Raw genomic sequence first — 23067 nt, forward strand, 5'->3', positions numbered from 1 at the left:
TAATTCATTTTTTTGAGCTTACCAAAACAATTAGGCCATAATTAGACGGCTTCAAGCGCTTGAATAAGCTGTTTCATATCATTTGGTATTTCTCTTTCAAATGTCAAGTGCTCCTTGGTAATTGGATGGATGAATCCAATTAGATATGCGTGTAAGGCCTGACGTTTAAAGCCATTTATCGCTTCTTTGGCTTTATCAGAAAAATTTTTCTGGGGGTTGTTTCTGCGACTATATAGCGGATCACCAACAAGTGGATAACCTTTATGTGACATATGGACTCGGACTTGATGGGTTCTTCCGGTCTCTAACCGACACTCAACAAGGGCAAGACTTGGGGGTAATCCCTGTTTTACATTTTGCCTTGATGTGATCTTGCGGGGTGGCTCAAGTCTTCTGACGACACGGTAATGTGTTAGCGATTCTTTTCCGCCTTCGCGTACCGCCATTTTAAGTCTGTTTTTCGGATCACGTTTAATGGGTGCGTAAATTTCATCTGCCGTTGGGTTTGGAACCCCCCAGCATATGGCGTAATATGCACGTTCAAGGCTGTGTTTTGCGAATTGTTTTGCAAGTCCCTTATGGGCTTTGTCGGATTTGGCCGCAACCATAAGGCCGCTTGTTTCTTTATCAATACGGTGAACAATGCCGGGGCGTTTAACACCATTTATGCCCGACAAGCTATCACCACAATGATGAATGAGAGCATTAACAAGAGTGCCGCTATTATTACCAGGGGCAGGGTGAACAACCATTCCGGCCGGTTTATAAAGAACGATTAAATGTTCATCTTCATAATGGACCTCAAGCGGGATGTCTTCCCCGATCGGATCGGGGTCAACAATTTCCGGTACAGTGATGACGAATGTTTCGCCTTCTTTCACTTTATAGGAAAGTTTATCCATTTTCTGTGCTGATTCTTTCAGAATCACTTGACCTTCCCCGATCAGGCTTTTAAGACGGGAACGGCTAATGTCCGGCAGTTTATTGCTTAGAAACTTATCAAGGCGTGTGCCTTGATCGTCTTCATCGGCGACTGCTTCAAATATGTGAGGTTCATTTAAGGTCATGACAGAAGAAGAAATGCCAAAAAATTACAAATTACTCAAGGGAATAGTGATTACCCTGGGTATTTTAATTATTGTGATGGTTGTTGTGATCATTGTTGCCTCCATCATGAAATATAATGAACAAAAGTCTGCAGAAGCCGCACTCGTTGAAAAGTATGAAGCTTCAACAGGGCCAATTTCTTCCATCTCGAGACCATTTGAAATGGATCTTAAACTCGAAAACGGTCAGCAGGTTATTTCGACATCAAGCAGTGAAAAAGGTATTCTTGTGACCGTTGGCATCAACGGTGTTGCGCAAAAAATCTTACTGATTGATTATTCCGGCAAAGTTACCGGCACGATTAATGTCAATTAATCTTCGTCCACTGGCAGTGAAAATTTAACGAGCCCCTTCATTTTATTCGGGTCGATTACTTTGCCACGTCTTAAAATGCTAATGCGACCTGCGCGCGCCAAAAATTTGGCTTGCTGTTTTACCGCAAGCATATATTTGCGCCAAATATCATCAGGATCGCTGTCTTTCGCGCGGTCCTTGGCGATTTGAATGGCAATATCGTTTGGGCTAACATGTGATCCATCAGCCACAGCATCAAGGATATAAAGGCGAACCGGGTCTTCCTTTTTTTCCTCTGTCTCATTTTGTTCATTTGCATCAGTCATGCCCGCCATGTAACATGTTTTCTTAAAAGATGCACGTTAATTAAATTCAAGAGAGTAGAATGTATCTCATATGGGGAGTATTGATCGGGCTGGTGATGGCAGCGCCTATTGGTCCGGTAAATATCATTTGTATCCGCCGCGCACTGACCAAGGGACCAATGAATGGTTTTACGGTGGGAACAGGTGCTGCAATTGCAGACGGCATATTTGGGGCATTCGCCGCGTTTGGCCTAGCAGGTCTTACAGCATTCATCGAAGAATTTAATATATGGTTTCAAGTGGTGGGCGGAAGCGCCCTTATTATCATTGCTGTTAAATTATGGTTCAGTCACCCTCATGTAGATGATGTAAAGGATACCTATAAAGACAGAATAAAGGCCGCTGTTGGAACGTTTTTACTGACGTTTTCGAACCCACTTACCGTACTTGGGTTTGTGGCGATATTCATCGGTATGGGGCTTGGTGAAATGGGCAATGACCTTGTGAATGCGACCCTAATTTCAACTGGCATTTTATTAGGGTCGTTATCTTGGTGGTTTATTGTGTCATTTGGCGCCGCTAAACTTGGAAAAGGGTTATCGGACCAGGGACTTGAAACCGTGAATCATGTTTCCGCCGTGATCATTTTTCTTTTCGGTATTGCGGCTGTCGCCAAAAATTTATCGGCCGTATTATGAAACATTGCCTTTTGCGATAAAGGCGCCATTTAAATATCCTTTTTTCTGATATTCAAATGGTGAACCGTCAGGGTTGGTGACGGTGCCGCCCGCTGCTTTTAAAATGGCGTGTCCGGCCGCAATATCCCATTCCATGGTTGGCCCAAATCGCGGGTAAATATCCGCACCACCCGTTGCAACAATGCAGAATTTAAGTGAACTGCCAACGGATACCGTGTCTTTGATGTTATGTTCTTCAAGGAAACTGGCAGTTTTTTCATCCATGTGTGATTTACTAGCAACGGCGGTCATGCCGTCTTCCGGGGTAGGGCGAATGGTGATTGTTGTTTCTTCGTCATTAATAATGCCGTCTGTAACATTTTGAAGAACGGCTTTTTCCGAACCAAAGGCTGTGTATAATTTTCCGGTAGCTGGTACATAAATAATACCGAATGTAGGTTCACCATTTTCAATAAGTGCGATGTTCACTGTAAAATCAGTGCCGCCACCAATAAATTCTTTTGTGCCGTCAAGTGGATCAACAAGCCAAAATTTTTCTTTCGTTTCCGGAATTTCACCGGCACTGACGCTTTCTTCCGCGATAATGGGAATGTCCGGTGCTACTTTTCTGATATCTTTTAATATTATTTTTTCCGCTTCCTGATCGGCGATGGTAACGGGTGAACTGTCCCCTTTAATCTGAACGCCAAGGTTTCCGGAACGGATTTCCATAATTTTTAAGCCAGCACGTACGGCTGTATCCCGCAAAGTATTCGCGAATTCTATGTAATTTATTTTCATTTATTATGATCTTATAATATTAGACTTGTCGTTTTAAATATGCTCGGTATTATATGTTTCGCAAGTAACAAAATACAAGACGGAAAATTACTTATGAAAGAATTAGAATTTGCCTCACTCCTATGTTCGCGTCTTTGCCACGACTTAATCAGTCCTGTGGGTGCGATATCAAACGGTATTGAAATTCTAAGTGATGAAGATGATGAAATGATGCGCGCCGAAGTTATGAAGCTTCTGGAATTAAGCGCTGGACAAACATCAAACCGTCTTAAATTTTATAGACTTGCTTTCGGTGCCGCAGGGGGCATCGGGGCACATGTTCCAATTCGTGATGCCAAAAACGCGACCGTTTCATTATTTGAAGGCACACAAATCAACCTTGAATGGGAATCCGAGGTTGGTGAAATGGAAAAAAGCGCTCTTAAGGTTCTGCTAAACGTTATATTGGTGGCTAGTGAAACATTGATTCGTGGTGGCGACTTAATTGTTAATATTTCTGTGGCCGGTGAAAAGCTAAATACGGAAGTTACCGTTAAGGCGGACCGTATTATTTTCCAAGACAAGGCAAGAGAGATGATTTGCGGTGAAGTTGCTGAAATGGAAGCTGATCCAAAAATCGCGCCGGCATATCTTGCGGCAAGCGTTGCTGCAGAGTTTGGAAGCAAAATTGAATATATTTCTGACGAAGAAAACAGCTTTACATTAAAGGTTGTCTTATAAGGCTTACCTTACGTTCCATAAAATTTATGTAAATATTTCTCTTTTTTTACGGATTTTCGTAAAAAGCTTTACCTCATTTTAACCAATTTCCTAGAGATTAGATCAGGTATACCCGGAATTTAATAATAAAGGTAATTGGAATGGATGATCTATTAAATGAATTTCTCACAGAAACGTTCGAAAGTATTGAGGTCGTAGACGTTGAGCTGGTGGAGCTAGAGAAAGATCCAAACAATAAATCTGTACTGGATAATATTTTCAGATTGGTTCACACAATCAAAGGAACATGTGGCTTCCTTGGACTTCCAAGACTTGAATCTGTCGCCCACGCCGGCGAAAACGTACTGGGTAAATTCCGTGATGGTGAAATGGAAGTAACACCGGATGCGGTGACACTTATTCTGAACGCGCTTGACCGAATCAAGGAAATTCTTGAAGGGCTTGAACAAACACAAGAAGAGCCCGAAGGCGATGACAGTGCAATAATCGATGAACTTAACGCCATGGCAGAAGGCAAAAGCGCCCCTGCTAAGGAAGAAGCGCCAATCGAGGTCGCTGAAGAACGTGAGACAAGACCCGGTGAAGTATCACTGGATGAACTTGAAGCAGCCTTTGCAGCGGCCCCAGGTCCAGATGATGAAGAACCGGCAGATAACATTCCTGCTGCCGCTGGTCGTCTTGATGCATTTGGTGGCGCTGATACTGTGGCCGTACTTGCTCATTTATTCCATAACCGCATTTTTGGCGATGATTCTCTTAAAGCAATTCTTGAAGGCGCAGACGTTCGTCAAAGCAAGAAGGCGATGGAAGAGTTCTTCGTAGGATCGCTTCAACAAGATAAATGTGACACGGATAAAATTTCATCCGGGTTTGTGGCATTTATTAAAAATGGAATTGCTGAAGATCAATTTTATAACACAGTGAAGCATCTTGAAAGTGTTCTTAAAGAAGTAGGTGTTCCAAATTCTGAAGTTGAATTTATGAAAGATATTTATTTCCAATGTTCAGATGGAATTCTTGCTGAAGCCAAGAAAAATTCAAAATCAGTTGTTAAGGCCAAGAAAAAAGAAGTGGCAAAACCAGCTGGTGGCGGTGCTGCAAAAGAAACAAGTATTGCCAACCAGTCTATCCGTGTTGGTGTTGATGTTCTTGATAACCTAATGAATATGGTGAGTGAGCTGGTGCTAACGCGTAACCAATTAATGCAAATTTCAAGACGTGCTGGTGAAAATGATTTTGAAATTCCATTACAGCGTTTAAGTCAGTGTACAACGGAACTTCAGGAAGGTGTGATGAAAACACGCATGCAGCCAATTGGCAATGCATGGTCAAAACTTCCGCGTATTATTCGTGACCTTCAAATGGAACTGGGCAAAAAGATCGACCTTCAGATGCTTGGTGCTGAAACAGAACTTGACCGTCAGGTTCTTGAACTGATTAAAGATCCACTAACGCATATGATCCGTAACTCGGCTGATCACGGTATTGAAAGTGTTGCTGACCGTATTGCAGCGGGTAAAAAAGAAACAGGCACAATTCGCCTGAATGCGTTCCATGAAGGCGGTCAAATTATTATTGAAATTGCTGATGATGGTGCGGGTATCCCTGTTGATAAGCTTGCGGCTAAAGCACTTGCCAATAATCTGGCAACAGAAGAAGAAATCGCTGAAATGTCAGACACGCAAATTCAGCGCTTTATTTTCCACGCTGGTTTCTCAACAGCGCAGAAAGTAACAAGTGTATCCGGTCGTGGTGTGGGCATGGACGTTGTAAGAACCAATATTGAAAAAATCGGTGGTACAATCGAACTTAAATCAACAGAGGGTAAAGGAACGACATTCTTTATTAAAATCCCACTGACACTTGCGATTGTTTCGGCGCTGATCGTTGAATCCGGTGAAGAGCGTTTTGCGATCCCGCAAATCAGTGTTCTTGAGCTGGTTCGTGCATCTGGCGATTCTATGCATAAGATTGAGTATATTAATGCGACGCCGGTGTTGCGTCTTCGTGACAGATTGTTGCCGCTATTACACTTAAATAAAATTCTCGGGTTTGATGAAACCGCAGGAACTGAGGCCGCCGCCGATGATACTGAAGATTTCATCATTATCACACAAGTTGGTGATTTCACATTCGGTATTGTTGTTGACCGTGTGTTTGACACAGAAGAAATCGTTGTAAAACCTGTTGCACCAATTCTTCGTGATCTTACAGTCTTTTCCGGTAATACAATTCTTGGTGACGGTACCGTGATTATGATCCTTGATCCAAACGGTATTGCGAACGAAGCAAGTGATGCAATGACTGATATGTCTGATCAAAGAGGTGAAGAATCAGATGAAACAGCCATCGCGACAGTTGATGATAAAGAAGCAATTCTGCTGTTCCGTGCGGGTGGAGAAACAAAGCGTGCCGTGCCGCTATCACTTGTTTCAAGACTTGAAGAATTTGATGTTGCACAGATTGAAATTTCAGAAGGCAAGAAAATGGTCCAGTACCGTGGTAAGCTGATGCCTCTTGTCATGATTAATGATGATTATGAAATTAAATCAGAAGGCCGCCAGCCAATGTTGGTATTCACAGATGATGATAGAGCCATGGGCATCATCGTTGATGAAATTTCCGATATTAAAGAAGACAGCATTAATGTTGAACTTTCATCAAGTACTGTTGGTCAGTTGGGCACAGCGATTATCGACGGCGACGCGACAGAAGTCATCGATATTGCTTATTATTTCGAACAAACATTCAATGACTGGCAAATGGGACTTGAATATTCGCCAACAGAAATCAAAGCGAAGCGTAAGAATATTCTGATCATTGATGATAGTGCATTTTTCTTAAATCTGCTTAAACCGCTTCTTTCATCATCTGGCTTTAATGTCACGATTGCCAATTCGGCTGCAGAGGCGCTTGAATTAAGAGACGAGGGTTACGAATTTGACTTGATCGTTAGTGATATTGATATGCCGGAAATGGATGGGTTTGAATTTGCAGAAGATGTTCGTTCAAATGGTATTTGGAAAGAAACACCGATGATCGCGCTTTCAGCAAACAGTTCTGAAAAACGTTTTGCCAAAGGTCGTGAAGCAGGTTTTGATAATTATATCGAAAAGTTAGACCGTGAAACTTTGATCAAAGCCATTGAAGAACAAATCAGTGATAAAGATACAGCTGCGTAAGTTGTTATATATGAATAATATTTGAAGGATTGAAAATGGAAGTTTTAAATAAAAATGATTATGTAACAATCTGGCTGGATGGGCAAATGTGCGGCATTCCTGTTCTTGAGGTTTATGATGTACTTTCAAAACAGACGATCACAAAAATTCCGAAATCCCCGGCCGCTGTTGCTGGTGTGTTAAATCTTCGTGGACAAATTGTGACAGCTATTGATTTACGTAAGCGTCTTAAGTTAAAAGACCGTGAAGATGATAGCGAAGAGATGAATGTTGTTGTAGAATTTCAATCAGAACCGTATAGTCTAATTATAGACAGGGTAGGTGATGTTTTGTCGCTTTCGGATGATGCCTTCGAGAAGAACCCGGTTACTCTTGAAGCACATTGGCAAGAAGTGTCGACAGGAATTTTTAGATTGGAAGAAGAGCTTTTGGTTATTCTCGATATCGAGAAATTATTGTCATTTGGGGATGCGAAAGCAGCCGCTTAATAAATAAAAACGTAGAAGAATGTTGGAAATTTAAAATGAAATCATGTCTCGTTGTAGATGATTCTAAAATCATAAGAAAAGTGGCAAGAAGAATACTCGAAGAACTGAACTTCGAAATCAGGGAAGCGGTAGACGGTCAAGACGCCTTGGATTCATGCAAGACAGAAATGCCAGATGTTGTTTTACTAGACTGGAATATGCCGGTTATGAATGGTCTGGATTTCCTTAAAACACTCCGTAAAACAGAAGGTGGGACAGAACCTGTTGTGGTATTTTGCACAACAGAAAATGATATGGCCCATATCAGCGCTGCTATTTCTGCGGGTGCCGATGAATATATTATGAAACCATTTGATCGCGAAATTATCGAATCAAAATTTGTGCAAGTTGGATTATTATAACGTGAATAGCCTTCCATTGGATAAAGAGATGAACCGAAAAAGTTCAGCTAGATCCGGCCCTTATAAAGTAATGCTTGTTGATGATTCCTCTGTCATTAGAGGGTTATTGTCCAGATGGCTAGGGGCTGATCCCGCCATTGAAATTGTTGCCAGTGTTGGCAATGGTCAGGTTGCGCTTAATTCATTAGAACGCACTGACCCGGAAATTGTTGTTCTGGACATTGAAATGCCAGTTATGGATGGCCTTACAGCATTACCTTTAATTCTGAAAGCCAAGCCTGATGTACAGGTTCTGATGTCTTCTACACTGACCGCAAAAAATGCAAAAGTCAGTCTTCAGGCAATGTCACTAGGTGCAGCTGACTATATACCAAAGCCGACGACAAACCGCGAAGTGATTACATCAAGATCTTTCCAAACGGAAATCATTGAAAAAGTAAAGAACCTAGCGGCATCGAAACGTAAGCTATTGGGTTATAGACCATTTAAAGAAGAAACGGATGCTAAATCCGCTCCTGAGCAGGATGTTGCTAAACCGGCACCTGTTAGTAAACCAAAAACATTGGTTACAAGAAAAGCATCACTTACAGCACCAAGAATTATTGGCGTTGGTAGTTCAACGGGCGGCCCACAAGCGCTTCTTAAATTTTTGAACGGTATTAAGGACGGATTAAATTTACCGGTTGTGATTACGCAGCATATGCCGTCTTCATTTACAAAAATTCTGGCTGGTCATTTATCAAAGGCAACAGGCCTTGATTGTATCGAAGCAGAAGATAAAACTCTGCTTGAAAATGGCAAGGTTTATATTGCACCAGGTGATCATCACATGGTGATTAAAAATGACGGTGGTAATCGGTATTTAAGACTTAATCAGGACCCGCCGGAAAATTTCTGTCGTCCTGCGGTTGATCCGATGTTTAGAAGTATTTCTGATGAATTTGGATCCGGTTCATTATGTGTCATACTAACAGGTATGGGACAGGACGGATTAAAGGGCAGCAAATATGTCGTTGATAATGGCGGTACAATTGTTGCACAGGATCAGGAAACAAGTGTTGTTTGGGGGATGCCGGGTGCGGTAAGCGAAGCTGGAATTTGTCACGCAATTCTACCGCTTGACGAAATCGGTGGTAAAATTCAGAGACTGGTAAAGGGGAGATGAAGAAGATGAGATCAGAAGATTTTGATTTAATCAGCGGCATCCTTAAGCAAAGATCCGGCCTGGTTCTCCCGAAGGATAAGGTTTATCTGCTTGAAAGTCGTTTGACCCCAATTGCACATAGACGCGGTTTGGAGACGTTAGACGATCTGGTTAATGAAGTACGTTTGAAGCGTAAGGAAGATCTGCTTGTTGAAATTACAGAAGCAATGACAACGAATGAATCTTTCTTTTTCCGTGATAACAAGCCGTTTGATTTGTTTAAAGAAACGGTTCTTCCACAACTGCTTGCAAGCAGAGCAAATTCGCGTAGGATTAGAATTTGGTGTGCTGCGGCATCAACCGGACAAGAGCCATATTCACTGGCTATTATCTTAAAAGAGATGGAAGCAAAGCTTGCAGGTTGGAAGATTGAAATTCTGGGAACTGACATTTCACAGGAAGTTCTTGATAAAGCAAAGGTTGGTTTATTTTCCCAATTTGAAGTACAGCGTGGACTGCCAATTCAGCTGTTGATTAAATATTTCAATCAGGTTGGCGATCTGTGGCAAATTTCTGATGATATTAGAAATATGGTTACGTACCGTAAATTTAATCTGCTTGATGCCTATACAATGCTTGGTTCGTTTGATGTTATTTATTGCAGAAACGTACTTATTTATTTCGATCAGCAAACAAAATCCGAAGTGCTTGAAAAAATGAGAAGGCTTGTACCGGATGATGGGATGCTTTTCCTTGGTGCTGCGGAAACGGTGCTTGGTATCACTGATAAATTTAAACCGGTACCAGGGCAACGTGGTCTATATTCCACATCTGATGCCAGCTCGGAAGTATTGGAAAAATTAAGAGCATAGAAGAAATTCATAGAAAACGAAAAAAGGCTAATTCCTAGGAATTAGCCTTAAGTTTTTTAATCGCAGTTTTTATTCTTTTAAATTCTGATTATTAACCTGCTTCAGCGACCGAAGAACTGTCTTCGTCCGGATCACGTAGCACATAACCTCGTCCCCAAACGGTTTCGATGTAATTCTCGCCACTGATAGAAGCGAGCTTTTTACGCAGCTTACAAATAAAGACGTCAATGATCTTAAGTTCTGGCTCATCCATGCCACCATATAGATGGTTTAAGAACATTTCTTTTGTAAGTGTTGTTGTTTTGCGCAAAGAAAGAAGCTCAAGCATTGCGTATTCTTTACCCGTAAGGTGTACGCGTTGGCCGTCAATATCAACCGTTTTCTTATCAAGATTTACGGATAGTTTTCCTGTACGTATAATTGATTCAGCGTGCCCTTTTGAACGGCGAATAATCGCCTGAATACGTGCAACGAGTTCTTCTTTATAGAATGGTTTTGTAAGGTAGTCATCAGCACCAAAGCCAAGGCCCTTAACTTTGTTTTCAAGCTCTACCATGCCGGAAAGAATAAGAATTGGTGTATTCACTTTCGACATGCGTAATTTTTTCAAAACATCATAGCCGTGCATGTCCGGCAAGTTTAGATCAAGCAGGATGATGTCGTAATCATACAATTTTCCAAGATCAATACCTTCCTCTCCCAAGTCGGTACTGTAAATATTAAAACCTTCAGCAGAGAGCATCAGCTCAATACTTTTTGAAGTGGAAGGATCATCTTCTATGAGTAAAACCCGCATTTTGAGGTTCCTTTCTTGTTATTATTATTAACCTTTCAAAGGCGTTGTTAACCATATAACGTTAACCATTGTTAATATAAATGGTTAACAAAGTATTATCAATGTCAAAATTTTCACTCTAATATAACGTGATGTTAAAGAATTATTTTGTGCTTATATTATGGTTAAATAATTAATTTATTGATATTAAAGGATAAATTTTATTTTGAGGTTATGTGAGTGGGTTTAAATTAAAAAGTAACTTTGGTTAATTTTTATGATAATTTTTTGGATTTTAACCAATTAACATCGTATAATTTGTTAATTTTAATAGAATCTAACGGGCAAAACCGGTGCATACCTTACAAAAAGAGATAGAACGACTCCAGTCAACAAAGGTTTATGGCCGTGTATCTGGTATTCAAGGTTTATTGGTTGAGGTCGCTGGCGCTTCCAGAAGCTTAAGCATTGGTTCACGTATAAATATTCAATCACGAAATGACAAAATGATCCCGTGTGAAGTGGTTGGGTTTAATTCCGATAAAGCATTATTAATGCCATACACCATGATCGAAGGTGTTGGTGTCGGCTGCAAAGCGTTTGTGGATACTGATACCGCCCATGTACATCCTTGCGAAGCATGGCTTGGTCGTGTGGTTAATGCCATGGGTGAACCGATTGATGGCAAAGGGCCGATTAAATATGGCCCAGAATCCTATCCAATCAGAAGTGGGCCACCACCAGCACACATGCGTGGCCGGGTACGCGGTAAAGTGGATTTAGGTGTGCGTTCCATCAATACATTTGTCACATGCTGTAAAGGGCAACGGATGGGAGTGTTTGCGGGTTCCGGTGTTGGTAAATCTGTACTACTTTCCATGTTTGCAAAATATACGGCATCCGACATCACCGTTATTGGCTTGATCGGTGAACGTGGACGTGAGGTTCAGGAATTTATCGAAGATGATCTTGGTGAAGAAGGTTTAAAACGAAGTGTGGTTGTGGTTGCCACATCAGATGAAACAGCCCTCATGAGAAGGCAGGCGGCTTATCTGACATTGGCGATAAGTGAATATTTCCGTGATCAGGGACGTGATGTTCTTTGTTTAATGGATAGTGTAACCCGTTTTGCGATGGCACAGCGTGAAATTGGTCTTGCGGGGGGGGGAACCACCGGCAAGTAAAGGATATACACCAACCGTATTTTCAGAGCTTCCGAAACTATTGGAACGCGCTGGCCCAGGTACAAATCAGGGTTCAATAACAGGATTGTTCACAGTGCTTGTAGAGGGTGACGACCATAACGAACCAATATCAGATGCGGTGAGGGGTATTTTGGACGGCCATATTGTGCTAGATAGGTCCATTGCTGAACGGGGGCGTTTCCCAGCCGTAAATATTTTACGTTCCGTTAGCCGTACATTACCCGGCTGTAATAATGATGATGAAAATCAGTTATTACGATTGGCCCGGAAATATATGGCCGATTATAATGACATGGAAGAAATGATCAGACTTGGTGCATATAGGCCCGGTGCAAACCGTGAAATTGACGAAGCCATCTATTTCCATCCGGAATTAGAAGGGTTTCTTGCACAAAATAAAGAAGAACAAAGTAATTTGGCTTCTGGATACGAGTTGTTAAGTAATATATTGCATAATCAACCTCAGTTCGAAAATACTGATTCTGAACAATAGGTTCTCTGATATGAGACTAAGATAACAATAAAAACAATAAGAGTATCATAATGGCTAAAGGTTTAAGCGGCGTAATCAGATTACATAAGTGGCAAGTGGATGAAAAAAGACGTCAAATTGCCGAACTTGAAAGCATGCGCGAAGAACTTATCCAGAAAATGGAGAGGCTCGACCAGGAACTGGCCAGAGAGCAAAGACAACTTGCTGAAAGTAATGTGGTTGATATCAATTACGCGAACTATGCCAATTCTGTTATGCGCCGAAAAGAGAATCTTGAATCATCAATAAATGAGGTCGACGTTTCTATCGAAGAAATGAAAGACGAACTGGCAGATGCATTCAAAGAACTTAAGAAATATGAAATTGCCCAGGAACGCGCCGAAGAGCGTGAACGTGAAAAACTAAAACATAAAGAGCAGGAAAGACTGGATGAGCTTTCCTTAAATATGTTCCGTTCAGGACAAAGATAATTTAATCATTTAAATCTGTGTTGATGGATACTCGGTATTTTCTTTGCCGGGTTGGCGGTCTTCTGCCTGAATGGTTAAACCATCCTTTTCATAAATAACCTCAAGCCAGTCAGGTATCAGCTCATTATTAATGGCTTCCATGATACTTAGAACAAGATCTTCCGGTGTGTCATATCCCTTATTCACGATAGACATAATGCAATTTTGCAAATCTTCGTGACTGGCCATGAATTTATCCGGAATAAATTTAAGCGATATTGAAACGGGATTTTGGACAGCAACTTTAATGACCCATTTTTTTCTGGGGTCTGGGTTTGTATATGTTTGAACCATATTTTTCCTTTAAACCGAACTTTCAAATTTTTTATTATGGATCATGTTAGCGACTATTTTTGATACGCTTGCTTCGTCAGGTGAATTATCAATTATAACAAGTTCTCCTTCGAAGTCGCTTTTATTTAGAGCTTCCGTAAAGTGTCGTGATAATTTCATTTTGGTTGCGAAAGGAACCTGTTTTTTCGATTTTAAAATAATATCCAATCGTTCGTGTCTTAACATGCCATCAATTGTCATAAGGCCGAATTGGCTGAAATTAATCTCGATGATAAACCGTTTAGATGATTTCGCGGCCTCGTCATCATTTTCATTCTGGCGTTTATTTTGTTCATCTTCATCAACGATATGTTTGGTGAGCATCGGGATCGCATTTACGTCAGGCCCATTTTGAACCGGAATTAAATGTGGACGCCATTCTGATTGCGGCACATCAGAAGAGAGACGCGCAATTCTGGATAAATCCGCATCAATTTTTTCAATAATTTTATCAGCACCAATTTGCGTGAGCCTTTGGGTTACATCCTTACCCAACCAAGTTCTGGTTGGATTGGCGACTTTAATGGCACTAAGGAAGAAAAACATGGTGGCCGTAAATTGTTCCGGCGTTTGAATGTTTGGTATCCTGCTCATCATCGCGGTGGATGCTGCCGCTGAGTTTGTTGACGCAAGCGCGCTCATCGCCAGTGAAATGCTGTTCCATTCTTCGATTAAATTTTCAACCGGTTGCGGATAAAAATGTTCTATCTGTTTTGCAAGCGTTGATGAAATTTCATTACTTTGTGGTTGGCTAGATGGTTGAAACTCACTTTGGGGTGTAGATGTTGGTGTTTGTACCGTTTGTTGTGATGATGCACCCGGATTTGTTTCCTGCAGTTCAACCGCCGCTTTTTCGGGGCGGCTTTCTTTAGCAGCCATTGTAAAGCTAACAATTGTACCGGGTACAAGCGGCGTGTCACTTTTAAATTTCATCACAGATGTCGGTGTCGCTAGCAAATATTCATTGTCCGGTTTTTGGGATCTACTGTCTGTTTGTTTGTTCTTCTCATTTTCAACGATAATGCCAGACATAACCGTATCCTGTAAGGATGTCGCTTTCCCTGTATTTGTTATGGGTGGGGTATCCGTTGGTGGTGCAAGCGATATATCATCCGTCTCGGGAATTGCCACGGCGGCAATGTCGATATTTATTTTTTGACCGACGTTCACATAATCCAGTGGAGTTAAGGCATTTATGTCTTTAACAACAGATGCCGGCAATCCTGCGGGTAATGGAGTTGGTGTTTTTGGAACAGATTTAATGACTTCTGCGGCGACTGTTTTTCCAAGAATTTGTCCCAGATTGACCTGTGATTGTGGTGTGTTAGGTTTGCTTGCTACGGGTGCTTGTTTCTTTACTTCCTGAACAAATATATTAGTGGAAACCTGTTTTGGTGCTGGGACGGATGACATAGTCCCTTCCGTGGAAGCACCGAAAATTGTGTAATTTGGTGATGATGTCGGTAAGGGAAGGTTATCCAGTTTGTCTGAAATTTCCCGTGCGATCCGTTCCGCCTTGAACAAAGTTGTCGCCTGATATTGCGATCTTACATCATCAATAGGGGTGTCTTGTCTTGCCGCGGTGGCTTGTGTTTTCAAAGAATCTTTATCCAGTGGCTGCGCCAGTTCAGTAAGCAGCAAGCTAACAGGAATGATGTTTGGTTTGAAACTTTCACTGTCAGGAATAGGGGGGCGAATGATTTCCGCTTTTATTTCTTTGCCTACCGATATTACGCGTAATTCAATATGGGCTTCGCTTGGAATTTTTTGAATATCATCTGCATAGCTTGCACTAACATCAACCAGATAGGTTCCAATATCCGATGAAATAATCTGACGCCCGTCGGCATCTTTTCCCGTAACAGTGGCGACAAAATTACTGCCAGCATCAAGTTTTGATAAGGTTGACGCTAGGGTCACAGCCGGGTCATGATGCGAAGCGTGTTTTTCTTGTTCCTGTTCAGCGGTATGTCCGCTGCCCGGTTGTTGTTGTTCGCCAGCCTGTTTTCTTGAAGGTTCCTGATCAGCAGAAGCACCAATACGGTTAATCCGGGAACTTGTATCCCCGGTTGGTATTTCCTGTGGTTGCTGTGTGATTTCGCTCATTACATCCCTTCATTGATGGTCAATGAAGTGATTCTACACCAGTTTACAACTTTTTGGCAATTTCAATCACATTCTCACCCGCTTTACATTGTGGGTACTTGCTTAATAGCGGTGTTTGAGAACGGATTGCCTGCGCGACATGTTTGTCCCTCACAATAACGCCAAGCAGCTTTGGTGTTAGATTTAAAAAGCTTTGGCAGACTTTATTGATTTTATCAAAGGCACGCCGTCCTTCGGTTTGATCTTCTGCCATGTTAACGACGATATTAATTTCCGCCTTTTCATTGCGCATTCTGTAAAGCTTGATAAAAGCATAAGCATCCGTAAGCGATGTTGGGTCAGGTGTAATAATCACAAGAATTTTGTCTGATGCACGTGCAAGTGTCATTACGGAATTTTCAACACCAGCACCAAGGTCCATAACGGTATAATCATATTCCTGTGAAATGCCGCTGATATCTTTGCCCAATGAAATCAAGCTTTCCATGGTGAGGGATGCAAGTGCCCCACTGCCGGATTGACCTGAAATGACATCAAATGAAAGGCCGGATTCAGTTTGCGGGTAAATAGCTTCGAGCATGCTTATTTCGCTTGAGATAACTTGGCCCAAGTCATTTTCGGGCATGAGCCCAAGTTGAATGTCCACATTTGCAAGACCAAAATCACAGTCAAAAAGAAGCGCTTTTTTACCGCGTGATGCAAGAGCCTGACAAAGAGTGGCGGCGAACCATGTTTTACCAACACCGCCTTTGCCTGATGCCACTGTCACAAGCATTTTCGTCAAATCGTTATTTTGTGCCTGATCATTCATCTTATCAATCTCTTTCAAAGCTAATATTATTCTTTTTCGGGATTTTGGTTAGAAGCCTGGATAGCTTCATACTATCCAGTGTTTCAATCCCATCGCCAAGGTAAGGTGTGATACCAACACCAGCGAAAGCCATCTTTCCGCTTTCTGCAATAGAAAGCAGGCTTGCGTACCTACGCGCGACATCAAGTTTTGTTGTGATAAACCTTTTGACGCCAAGTCCGGCATATGTTTCGCCCACTTCTCTGGCTTCATAGGGGTCCATGCCGGCGGGCACCACCAAAATGGCTTCGCAGTTCGTGGTTTTTAAAAAGGAATGCAGCTCTGACATTTCTTTTTTGCTGTATGGGTTATACCCCATGCTATCGATTAGAATGACATCGCTTTCTTTTTCGGCCGTTTTGATGGCGATATCCAAGTCTTCTGGTTTTTCGGCTTCGGTCAGGCTAACGTCAAGGACACTTGCGTATCCTTCAAGTTGGGCGACGCCACCGGTTCTGAAAACATCAGTGCTGATGAAATGGACTTTCTTTCCACCAATCACATAATGGCTTGCGATTTTCGCCGTGGTGATTGTTTTACCAGCACCGGGTGGGCCGATTAACATAATCGGGCGATTGGGCACTGTGTCTGTGATCGGTTCGAAATGGAAAATATTATCAAGGGCCGTGGCCAGCGTCAGTTCCGGTGTTTCGCATTCAAGGGATTTACCAAGATCCATCAGTTTCAATTGCAAACCGTCAGCAAAACCATGATGTTTTAAGCTGCTGACCAGATCGAGTTTATCATCCGTTGAATATTGTTCATCCAGTTCACGAAGTGATTTTTTAACCGGGGCTGGTTTTGGTTTTGGCGCAGGGTTCACATGCGGGTTTACACGCGGGGCTGGTGCCTCAATCGCGGCCGTGATTTTAACCGTTTTAACACCATTGATAATCTGTTCTGTAGTATCAATGATAACAGCATCATCACCAAGTTTCTTTCGAACCTGCTTTAATGCTTCTTCCATACTTGGTGCGCTAAAGATTTTCAGCTTCATTTTATTGGCCCTGCCTTTTTCCAAAATGAGAACCACTTATATCAATAATATTCTGAAAAAGCATTAAATCTGTCCCAAGGTTTTAATCTTAACTTTCGGATGAATTTCATTTTGTGAAAGCACCACAGTTGCGGGACGGAAACGTTCGATAATGGATCTGACATATGGTCTGATCATCGGGCTTGTTAGCAGAACCGGAAGCTCACCTGCATGGGCCTGATCCTCGAATGTCATTCGGACCAGACCGATAAATTCCTGTAGCTGACTTGGCGCCATGGCGAGTTGTTTTTCCTCGCCTTGTCCAACGAGTGATTCAAGGAAGTTTTGTTCCCATTCCGGTGACATGCTGATAAGGGCAACGACACCTTCCGCATCGGCATTGTCATGGCTAATCTGACGCGCAAGTCGGGTTCTGACGTGTTCTGTTACCATGATAATATTCTGTGTGTATCCGCTTGCTTCTGATATCCCTTCCATAATGGTTGGCAGATCACGGATTGATACACGTTCACCCAATAAATTTTGCAATATACGCTGTACACTGCTTTGTGAAATTTGCGACGGGATCAAATCAGCAACAAGTTTTTGATGTTCTGATGGCAGATCATCCAGCAGTTTCTGTACCTCCGCATAAGATAACAGTTCAGACATATTGTCTTTAATCACTTCGGTAATATGGGTGGTGATCACGGTTGCGGCATCGACGACCGTATAACCGCGGAATGATGCTTCTTCCTTCATGCTTTGATCAACCCAAACGGCAGGCAGACCAAATGCCGGTTCTGTGGTGGCTTCGCCCTGAATGGCGACTTGTTCGCCGCGTGGGTCCATCACCATTAACATATTCGGGCGAATGTCACCCCGCCCACTTTCTGTTTCCTTAAGTCTTACAACATAGGTGGTCGCGGGTAATTGCATATTGTCCAATATCCGAACGGACGGCATAACAAATCCCATTTCCGATGCCATCTGGCGACGAAGCGCTTTAATCTGATCAGTAAGTTTTACACCCGTATCATCATTAATTAATGATAATAGACTGTATCCAAGCTCAAGACGGATCGGGTCAATGGCAAGGGCCGTTGTAATCGGCTCTTCAACGGGCTCATCTTCCTCTTTGGTTAAATCTTCAAGGGCCAGAGCTTCTTCGCGTTCGGCTTCCTCGATTTTATTTCTGGCAGCAACAACGCCAGCTGATGCAAGCAGTGCAGAAAATACGGCAAATGGTAAAAACGGAATACCAGGTAATAAGGAAAGCGCAGCAAGAAGTCCTGCCGTAACATATAAAGCGCCCGGATTAAGTGAAAGCTGATTAATTAGGGCTTTATCGGTTTTACCTGTAACACCTGCCTTGGTGATTAAAAGACCAGCTGCAACAGATACGATCAGGGCAGGGATCTGGCTAACGAGGCCATCACCAATGGTTAACAGTGTATATGCATTGGCGGCCGCACTGAATGACATGCCGTTTTGGGCAACACCGATAATAATACCGCCGACGATATTGATGAATGTAATCAATAGGCCCGCGACAGCATCACCACGAACAAATTTGGATGCACCATCCATGGCACCGAAGAACGAGCTTTCGTCCTCAAGTTCCTTACGGCGTGCGCGTGCGGCATCCTCATCAATAAGACCGGATGATAAATCCGCGTCAATTGCCATTTGTTTGCCGGGCATGGCGTCGAGGCTAAAACGCGCGGCCACTTCTGCGATACGGCCAGAACCTTTGGTAATAACCATAAAGTTTACAATCAAAAGGATGATGAAAACGATACCGCCTACAATGTAACTGCCACCTGTTACAAATGATCCAAAGGCGGCGATTACGTTACGATACCTTCTTCATTAACACTAACACCGATCACACTACCGAACTTGGCACCATTTGTTGTTGATGAAATCACGGTTGATTCGCCAGCGAATTCTGAAATACCATCACTTTCGCCATCTGTACCTAAGTTAAATGTGATCTGTCCTGGCTCAGCACCACCAGCCCAGTTCACTGTAAGCGGTGCAAGCAGCGCAGCGGATGAGGCACCAACATCAATTGTACCGTCACCATTAAACGCGATCTGACCTGATGCAATTTGACCAGTACCGGCAAGAGTACCAGCTGTAATATCAGCAGCAGGGCTGATGAAAATTTCAGCATTCCAAAGATTGTCAGCTTGTTTCATTGCTGCAAAAGTTACTGTGTGGATACCACCTTTTGCATCATAAACCTGAATATTTGTTTGGAAGTCCGGCTGCACACCTTGTGTTGCAGGGATAATGCCTGCTGAAATATCAGCATCATATCCGGCCATAGAGTTTGCAACAGAGTTTGGATCATAAGTACCACCCGTAATTGATGGGTGAAGTGCTTGTGATGATTGAAGGTTCGCACGGATTGTTACGTCCGTGGTTGCTTCCGCGGTGATGGTAAAGTTCGATACGTTGATCGGTTCAAGGTTATCAATATTTACCGTTGGTGCATTACCACTTGAATCAAGGGCGTAGCCTTGTAAATAAAGGCCTGCTGTATTTTGCAGGAAGCCATTGTCATCAGGTGTAAAGGAACCAGCACGCGTATAGGAAATTGTTGAGTCAGCATCTGTGCCGTCCGGTTGATTGGATACGACAAAGAATCCGGCACCATCGATACTAAGGTCCGTTGCGGATGTGGAACCCTACAATAGGCCCTGTTGACTGATTAAGGCTTGTGGTTTTGCTTGTACACCACCTGGTGAATACGACGCAGTAGAGTTTGATTCTGTCACAAGAGACGAAAATTTCGCCTGTGTGCCTTTATAACCAACGGTATTGATGTTCACGATATTATCGGAAATCATACCCATCGCACTGCTGTTCGCGGCCAAGCCTGATACGCCTGAGAATAGGGATGCGTAAAGACTCATAATTGTACTCCTTCTTTATCTTTTAAATGTCCGTTGTCCTGCGACATTTCATTCAATTGTTTTTCGTGTGTTTCACACATTATTCTGTGCTTGCTTCTGCAGGCGCGGGTTCTTGTTTGATTTCTCTTACGACCAATACATTGTTTGGTGAGGTGAGAATTCCATTAGCGGCGAGCAAAACGTCGCCATTATATTTTTCAACTCCTGTGACTACTCCTTTTGAGTAAACAGAGTGACTGATTGCTTCCTCATTCCCTGAAAGCGGTTCGATTTCTACTCGGTAAATACCAGGTTCTGATCCTTGAGGAACCGGCCATTTTAGCTCATGTGTTCCTGCTTTAAGTTCACCGTTGAAACTATCCACTTCAAAGCCGTTCTCGTCTCTGATTGTGATTTTATTGGTACTTGCTGATGCATCCAGCGTGTATTCCCAATTGACTGTGCCGTCTTCTGCGACACCGGCTTTGTTGGTTTCAACGATTACTTCGCGACCCAGATAATTTACGGCATTGCTTGCTTTGTTGGCATTATTCTGATTTACGATTGCTTCCAAATTCTGGTTGGTTGCGATGGCTTGTTCTACGCCGGTAAATGCCACAAGTTGCTGTGTGAATTGGTTGGAATCCATAGGGGAAAGCGGGTCTTGATACTGAAGTTGCGTTGTTAGCAGACTTAAGAAATTATCAAAATCCTTTGCCAGCGTTGCTGCTGAATTTCCAGCGGCACTTTCTTGTGCCTGTTGTTGTCCTACGATTGCGCCAATATCCATTATACGTCCTTTTCTATACGCTTATATCCAGGGCTTGATTAGAGTAGGCCATGCGAATTTCTTGCACGCTTGCCATATCCATAAATTCATCCATACCCATTTCATCATTTGATGACTGGGTCATGTTTGCAAAATGCCTTGCGTTATTTTGCTGGTTTTGCTTCATCAATGAGAAGCTCAAATTCTTATTCGAAAGATTGATGCCTGCATCCTGTAATGCTTTTTCAAGCGATGCTTGATCGCGTTGTAGCATTGATAGTGTTCTTTCATTTTCAACCATCATTGATGCCTGCATTTTACCGTCAGCGGCAAATTCCAGTTTGATATCCACTTGTCCAAGTTCGGCTGGATGCAAGCGAATGCTGAAATTGTTTAATCCTTTAACAACGTTTTTGTTGATCGCCACTGTGATTTGTTCATTAATCATTTTGGCGCTCGAAGGCAGATCGGTTTTGGATGTTGCACCGACACTCGAAAGTGTTTTTTGGAAATTTACATCCTGTGCGGCAAGCATGCTGTTGTTCGGTAATGTTGATCCACCATTTGCGGTCATGCTTTGGCCAAGCGGAGCGTCAAATTTTTGACCGGCTAAGCCCATATCAAGCTGAATATCGCTTTTTTGTGCGTTTAGTAGCGCTGACTGTGACGCACTATTTTGCATTGCCTGGGCAGCTACATTATTTGCAGAAGAAGCACCTGTAACTTTTGTAGCAGTAACCGAAGAGCCTGACTTTTTACCCGCGGATGATGGTCTTGCAGCATTATTCGGGCTTTGTACCACAGCAAACGGAAGTGTTTTTTTGCTTTCCATGGCCACTGTTTCCGGCTGCGGTGCTGGTTTTTGCATGAGTTCAGCGTTATTGATCTGATCTTTCATGGCTTTTGCCATTGCTGAAACAGATGCGCCGATTTCTGAATGCTGAACTTCTTCATTCACCAATGGGGCAGGGGTATTAACCGCTGCGTTTTGTTGGTTTTGTGGCTTTTGTTGTTCTAAAACTTTTGCAACTTCTTCTGCAATGCCGCCACCATTTGAAACGGGTTTAACAGTTTCATCAGCTTGGCTTGCTGCAACTATGCCAGTGTTTTTCGGATCGGTTGCCGCATTATTAACGGGCAATTGTTCTGAAGTTTCTATAACAGGTTTCGTAGCGGTTTTTGTCGAAGCAGGTGCAGCGTTATTTGTTGCGATTGTTGGTTCCTGAACTTTTGTTTCTTCAGGAATTTCAGTCGTATTTGCCGCAAAAACAGGCGCTTTTTCCTGTGCATTCACATTGTTGTTTTCAAGCGCGGTTTGAAGGCCGTTACCTGCATTTGGTTTACTTTGACCATTGTTATTTTGTTCAGCATTTCCACCAGCTTCTGATGATGATTTCATAACCGCATTTAGTGCGGTTTGTGGCACAGATTTATTTTCAGAATTTTCAGTGTTTATAGCTGAATTTTGGTTGCTGACGACTGCTGCTTTTTCTGGTGCAACTTCAGAAATCAAAAGATCTTTTGTGGTTAAGCCGGGTTTATGATCAGCGGGCTTTTGTGTACTAGCGTTTTCAGATACGACATTTGTTTCATTTTCTGAATTTTGCTGTACTGGTTTTTCGCCTGTTTCAATGTTTTGTTCTGCGTGCGCCTGCTGATCATTAGGGTTATTGTTATTATCTTCTGATGCAGGGCGTTCTTGAGGGGTATTTTGATCATTGTTATCTGCACGTGTGTTATTTGCGTTATCCGTTACAGGACGTTCGTCAGATACACGCTCATTTTCAAGATGATCGGTGAATGATTTTTCACGAACCTCGTCATTTCTATCATTTCTGGATACAGAAGAACGTTCCTGACTGTAATCCGAATTTACAGATGGCGCATCAGGGCGACTGATGCGGTCATCTGCACGGCTTACTGTCGGAAGCTCTTTAAATAATATGTCAACGCCAGTTGTCATTTTACGTTTTTATCCAAAATAATTTAACTCAGCCCATTAAATGCAAAAAGCGGGCCAAAAAAATAAACCATTGATATTAAAAGGTTTTTATTTTTTATAATTGGATTTGAAGGCCAAAAAGGCAAAAGATTCCCGCCCCATGAGGATTAATTTTCACAGTTCAGCCGATTTTGCCTATTGAACGTAAATTGATG

Annotated in this window: 21 protein-coding genes and 2 pseudogenes; 10 read left to right on the forward strand and 13 right to left on the reverse strand. The window is 42.5% G+C overall.

Annotation, left to right across the window (positions count from 1 at the left end):
- Nucleotides 1-41: 41 nt before the first annotated feature.
- On the reverse strand, nucleotides 42-1067 hold the full coding sequence (locus tag KW060_RS01530; RefSeq protein WP_249036717.1) for an RluA family pseudouridine synthase: 1026 nt from the start codon (nucleotides 1065-1067) through the stop codon (nucleotides 42-44).
- On the opposite strand from KW060_RS01530, the gene KW060_RS01535 reads away from it, so the two are divergent.
- A complete protein-coding gene (locus tag KW060_RS01535) occupies nucleotides 1066-1422 on the forward strand; it encodes a hypothetical protein (RefSeq protein ID WP_249036718.1) in 357 nt (118 codons plus the stop codon). The genes KW060_RS01530 and KW060_RS01535 overlap by 2 nt on opposite strands.
- Here KW060_RS01535 and KW060_RS01540 read toward each other — a convergent pair.
- A complete protein-coding gene (locus KW060_RS01540; RefSeq protein WP_249036719.1) occupies nucleotides 1419-1736 on the reverse strand; it encodes a DUF3253 domain-containing protein in 318 nt (105 codons plus the stop codon). The genes KW060_RS01535 and KW060_RS01540 overlap by 4 nt on opposite strands.
- Nucleotides 1737-1786: 50 nt before the next feature.
- On the opposite strand from KW060_RS01540, the gene KW060_RS01545 reads away from it, so the two are divergent.
- Nucleotides 1787-2404 carry a LysE family translocator gene (locus KW060_RS01545; protein WP_249036720.1) on the forward strand — a complete coding sequence of 206 codons (618 nt, stop codon included), beginning with the start codon at nucleotides 1787-1789 and terminating at the stop codon, nucleotides 2402-2404.
- Here the strand turns inward: KW060_RS01545 and cysQ are convergent.
- Complete coding sequence (gene cysQ / locus KW060_RS01550; RefSeq protein WP_249036721.1) at nucleotides 2399-3184, reverse strand: 3'(2'),5'-bisphosphate nucleotidase CysQ; 786 nt, start codon at nucleotides 3182-3184, stop codon at nucleotides 2399-2401. The genes KW060_RS01545 and cysQ overlap by 6 nt on opposite strands.
- Nucleotides 3185-3277: 93 nt before the next feature.
- On the opposite strand from cysQ, the gene KW060_RS01555 reads away from it, so the two are divergent.
- The 6 genes from KW060_RS01555 (at nucleotide 3278) to KW060_RS01580 (ending at nucleotide 9991) form a co-directional block, all read left to right on the forward strand.
- On the forward strand, nucleotides 3278-3904 hold the full coding sequence (locus KW060_RS01555) for a histidine phosphotransferase family protein (RefSeq protein WP_249036722.1): 627 nt from the start codon (nucleotides 3278-3280) through the stop codon (nucleotides 3902-3904).
- Nucleotides 3905-4044: 140 nt separating this feature from the next.
- Entirely contained in the window at nucleotides 4045-7086 is a 3042-nt protein-coding gene (locus KW060_RS01560) for a chemotaxis protein CheW (protein ID WP_249036723.1), read from the forward strand.
- A gap of 35 nt (nucleotides 7087-7121) precedes the next feature.
- Complete coding sequence (locus tag KW060_RS01565) at nucleotides 7122-7574, forward strand: chemotaxis protein CheW (protein ID WP_249036724.1); 453 nt, start codon at nucleotides 7122-7124, stop codon at nucleotides 7572-7574.
- A 35-nt stretch (nucleotides 7575-7609) separates the two neighbouring features.
- Nucleotides 7610-7975 (forward strand): response regulator, encoded by a 366-nt coding sequence (locus tag KW060_RS01570; RefSeq protein WP_249036725.1) that lies wholly within the window; start codon nucleotides 7610-7612, stop codon nucleotides 7973-7975.
- 28 nt (nucleotides 7976-8003) lie between these two features.
- The gene (locus KW060_RS01575) at nucleotides 8004-9140 is read left to right on the forward strand and encodes a protein-glutamate methylesterase/protein-glutamine glutaminase (RefSeq protein ID WP_249036726.1); all 1137 of its coding nucleotides are present in this window, start codon (nucleotides 8004-8006) and stop codon (nucleotides 9138-9140) included.
- 5 nt (nucleotides 9141-9145) lie between these two features.
- Nucleotides 9146-9991, forward strand: a complete 846-nt coding sequence (locus tag KW060_RS01580; protein ID WP_249036727.1) for a CheR family methyltransferase — start codon at nucleotides 9146-9148, stop codon at nucleotides 9989-9991.
- A gap of 91 nt (nucleotides 9992-10082) precedes the next feature.
- Here KW060_RS01580 and ctrA read toward each other — a convergent pair whose 3' ends face one another.
- Complete coding sequence (gene ctrA / locus KW060_RS01585) at nucleotides 10083-10787, reverse strand: response regulator transcription factor CtrA (RefSeq protein WP_249036728.1); 705 nt, start codon at nucleotides 10785-10787, stop codon at nucleotides 10083-10085.
- A gap of 332 nt (nucleotides 10788-11119) precedes the next feature.
- Between ctrA and fliI the strand changes: the two are divergent.
- Nucleotides 11120-12464: pseudogene (fliI, locus tag KW060_RS15870) on the forward strand (flagellar protein export ATPase FliI).
- Between the two features lie 50 nt (nucleotides 12465-12514).
- Complete coding sequence (locus KW060_RS01600) at nucleotides 12515-12934, forward strand: flagellar FliJ family protein (protein ID WP_249036729.1); 420 nt, start codon at nucleotides 12515-12517, stop codon at nucleotides 12932-12934.
- Between the two features lie 9 nt (nucleotides 12935-12943).
- Here the strand turns inward: KW060_RS01600 and KW060_RS01605 are convergent, their stop codons facing one another.
- The 9 genes and pseudogenes from KW060_RS01605 to KW060_RS01645 all read right to left on the reverse strand — a co-directional run bounded on the left by KW060_RS01605 (nucleotide 12944) and on the right by KW060_RS01645 (nucleotide 22873).
- On the reverse strand, nucleotides 12944-13267 hold the full coding sequence (locus KW060_RS01605) for a hypothetical protein (protein WP_249036730.1): 324 nt from the start codon (nucleotides 13265-13267) through the stop codon (nucleotides 12944-12946).
- A gap of 9 nt (nucleotides 13268-13276) precedes the next feature.
- Nucleotides 13277-15412 carry a hypothetical protein gene (locus KW060_RS01610; RefSeq protein ID WP_249036731.1) on the reverse strand — a complete coding sequence of 712 codons (2136 nt, stop codon included), beginning with the start codon at nucleotides 15410-15412 and terminating at the stop codon, nucleotides 13277-13279.
- A gap of 43 nt (nucleotides 15413-15455) precedes the next feature.
- Nucleotides 15456-16223 carry a MinD/ParA family protein gene (locus tag KW060_RS01615; RefSeq protein ID WP_249036732.1) on the reverse strand — a complete coding sequence of 256 codons (768 nt, stop codon included), beginning with the start codon at nucleotides 16221-16223 and terminating at the stop codon, nucleotides 15456-15458.
- Between the two features lie 4 nt (nucleotides 16224-16227).
- Nucleotides 16228-17259, reverse strand: coding sequence for a flagellar biosynthesis protein FlhF (locus KW060_RS01620; protein WP_249036733.1), 1032 nt, complete (start codon nucleotides 17257-17259; stop codon nucleotides 16228-16230).
- 63 nt (nucleotides 17260-17322) lie between these two features.
- Nucleotides 17323-19092, reverse strand: a pseudogene (locus KW060_RS01625) (flagellar biosynthesis protein FlhA); the annotation flags it as partial.
- Entirely contained in the window at nucleotides 19089-19907 is an 819-nt protein-coding gene (locus tag KW060_RS01630) for a flagellar basal body FlgE domain-containing protein (protein WP_249036851.1), read from the reverse strand. The pseudogene KW060_RS01625 and the gene KW060_RS01630, both read right to left, overlap by 4 nt.
- A gap of 27 nt (nucleotides 19908-19934) precedes the next feature.
- Complete coding sequence (locus KW060_RS01635) at nucleotides 19935-20162, reverse strand: flagellar basal body protein (protein ID WP_249036734.1); 228 nt, start codon at nucleotides 20160-20162, stop codon at nucleotides 19935-19937.
- 79 nt (nucleotides 20163-20241) lie between these two features.
- Nucleotides 20242-20931 (reverse strand): flagellar hook assembly protein FlgD, encoded by a 690-nt coding sequence (locus KW060_RS01640; RefSeq protein ID WP_249036735.1) that lies wholly within the window; start codon nucleotides 20929-20931, stop codon nucleotides 20242-20244.
- Nucleotides 20932-20944: 13 nt separating this feature from the next.
- A complete protein-coding gene (locus tag KW060_RS01645; protein ID WP_249036736.1) occupies nucleotides 20945-22873 on the reverse strand; it encodes a flagellar hook-length control protein FliK in 1929 nt (642 codons plus the stop codon).
- Nucleotides 22874-23067: the final 194 nt, after the last annotated feature.

It is taken from the genome of Pseudemcibacter aquimaris (assembly GCF_028869115.1).
In the GTDB taxonomy this organism is placed as follows: domain Bacteria; phylum Pseudomonadota; class Alphaproteobacteria; order Sphingomonadales; family Emcibacteraceae; genus Pseudemcibacter; species Pseudemcibacter aquimaris.

Coding starts and splice junctions, on each gene's coding strand:
- KW060_RS01545 (WP_249036720.1), top strand. CDS start 1,787: ATGTATCTCATATGGGGAGTATTGATCGGGCTGGTGATGGCAGCGCCT.
- KW060_RS01645 (WP_249036736.1), bottom strand. CDS start 22,873: ATGACAACTGGCGTTGACATATTATTTAAAGAGCTTCCGACAGTAAGC.
- KW060_RS01635 (WP_249036734.1), bottom strand. CDS start 20,162: ATGAGTCTTTACGCATCCCTATTCTCAGGCGTATCAGGCTTGGCCGCG.
- KW060_RS01570 (WP_249036725.1), top strand. CDS start 7,610: ATGAAATCATGTCTCGTTGTAGATGATTCTAAAATCATAAGAAAAGTG.
- KW060_RS01560 (WP_249036723.1), top strand. CDS start 4,045: ATGGATGATCTATTAAATGAATTTCTCACAGAAACGTTCGAAAGTATT.
- KW060_RS01580 (WP_249036727.1), top strand. CDS start 9,146: ATGAGATCAGAAGATTTTGATTTAATCAGCGGCATCCTTAAGCAAAGA.
- ctrA (WP_249036728.1), bottom strand. CDS start 10,787: ATGCGGGTTTTACTCATAGAAGATGATCCTTCCACTTCAAAAAGTATT.
- KW060_RS01535 (WP_249036718.1), top strand. CDS start 1,066: ATGACAGAAGAAGAAATGCCAAAAAATTACAAATTACTCAAGGGAATA.
- KW060_RS01555 (WP_249036722.1), top strand. CDS start 3,278: ATGAAAGAATTAGAATTTGCCTCACTCCTATGTTCGCGTCTTTGCCAC.
- KW060_RS01565 (WP_249036724.1), top strand. CDS start 7,122: ATGGAAGTTTTAAATAAAAATGATTATGTAACAATCTGGCTGGATGGG.
- KW060_RS01620 (WP_249036733.1), bottom strand. CDS start 17,259: ATGAAGCTGAAAATCTTTAGCGCACCAAGTATGGAAGAAGCATTAAAG.
- KW060_RS01575 (WP_249036726.1), top strand. CDS start 8,004: ATGAACCGAAAAAGTTCAGCTAGATCCGGCCCTTATAAAGTAATGCTT.
- KW060_RS01540 (WP_249036719.1), bottom strand. CDS start 1,736: ATGGCGGGCATGACTGATGCAAATGAACAAAATGAGACAGAGGAAAAA.
- KW060_RS01530 (WP_249036717.1), bottom strand. CDS start 1,067: ATGACCTTAAATGAACCTCACATATTTGAAGCAGTCGCCGATGAAGAC.
- KW060_RS01600 (WP_249036729.1), top strand. CDS start 12,515: ATGGCTAAAGGTTTAAGCGGCGTAATCAGATTACATAAGTGGCAAGTG.
- KW060_RS01640 (WP_249036735.1), bottom strand. CDS start 20,931: ATGGATATTGGCGCAATCGTAGGACAACAACAGGCACAAGAAAGTGCC.
- cysQ (WP_249036721.1), bottom strand. CDS start 3,184: ATGAAAATAAATTACATAGAATTCGCGAATACTTTGCGGGATACAGCC.
- KW060_RS01605 (WP_249036730.1), bottom strand. CDS start 13,267: ATGGTTCAAACATATACAAACCCAGACCCCAGAAAAAAATGGGTCATT.
- KW060_RS01610 (WP_249036731.1), bottom strand. CDS start 15,412: ATGAGCGAAATCACACAGCAACCACAGGAAATACCAACCGGGGATACA.
- KW060_RS01615 (WP_249036732.1), bottom strand. CDS start 16,223: ATGAATGATCAGGCACAAAATAACGATTTGACGAAAATGCTTGTGACA.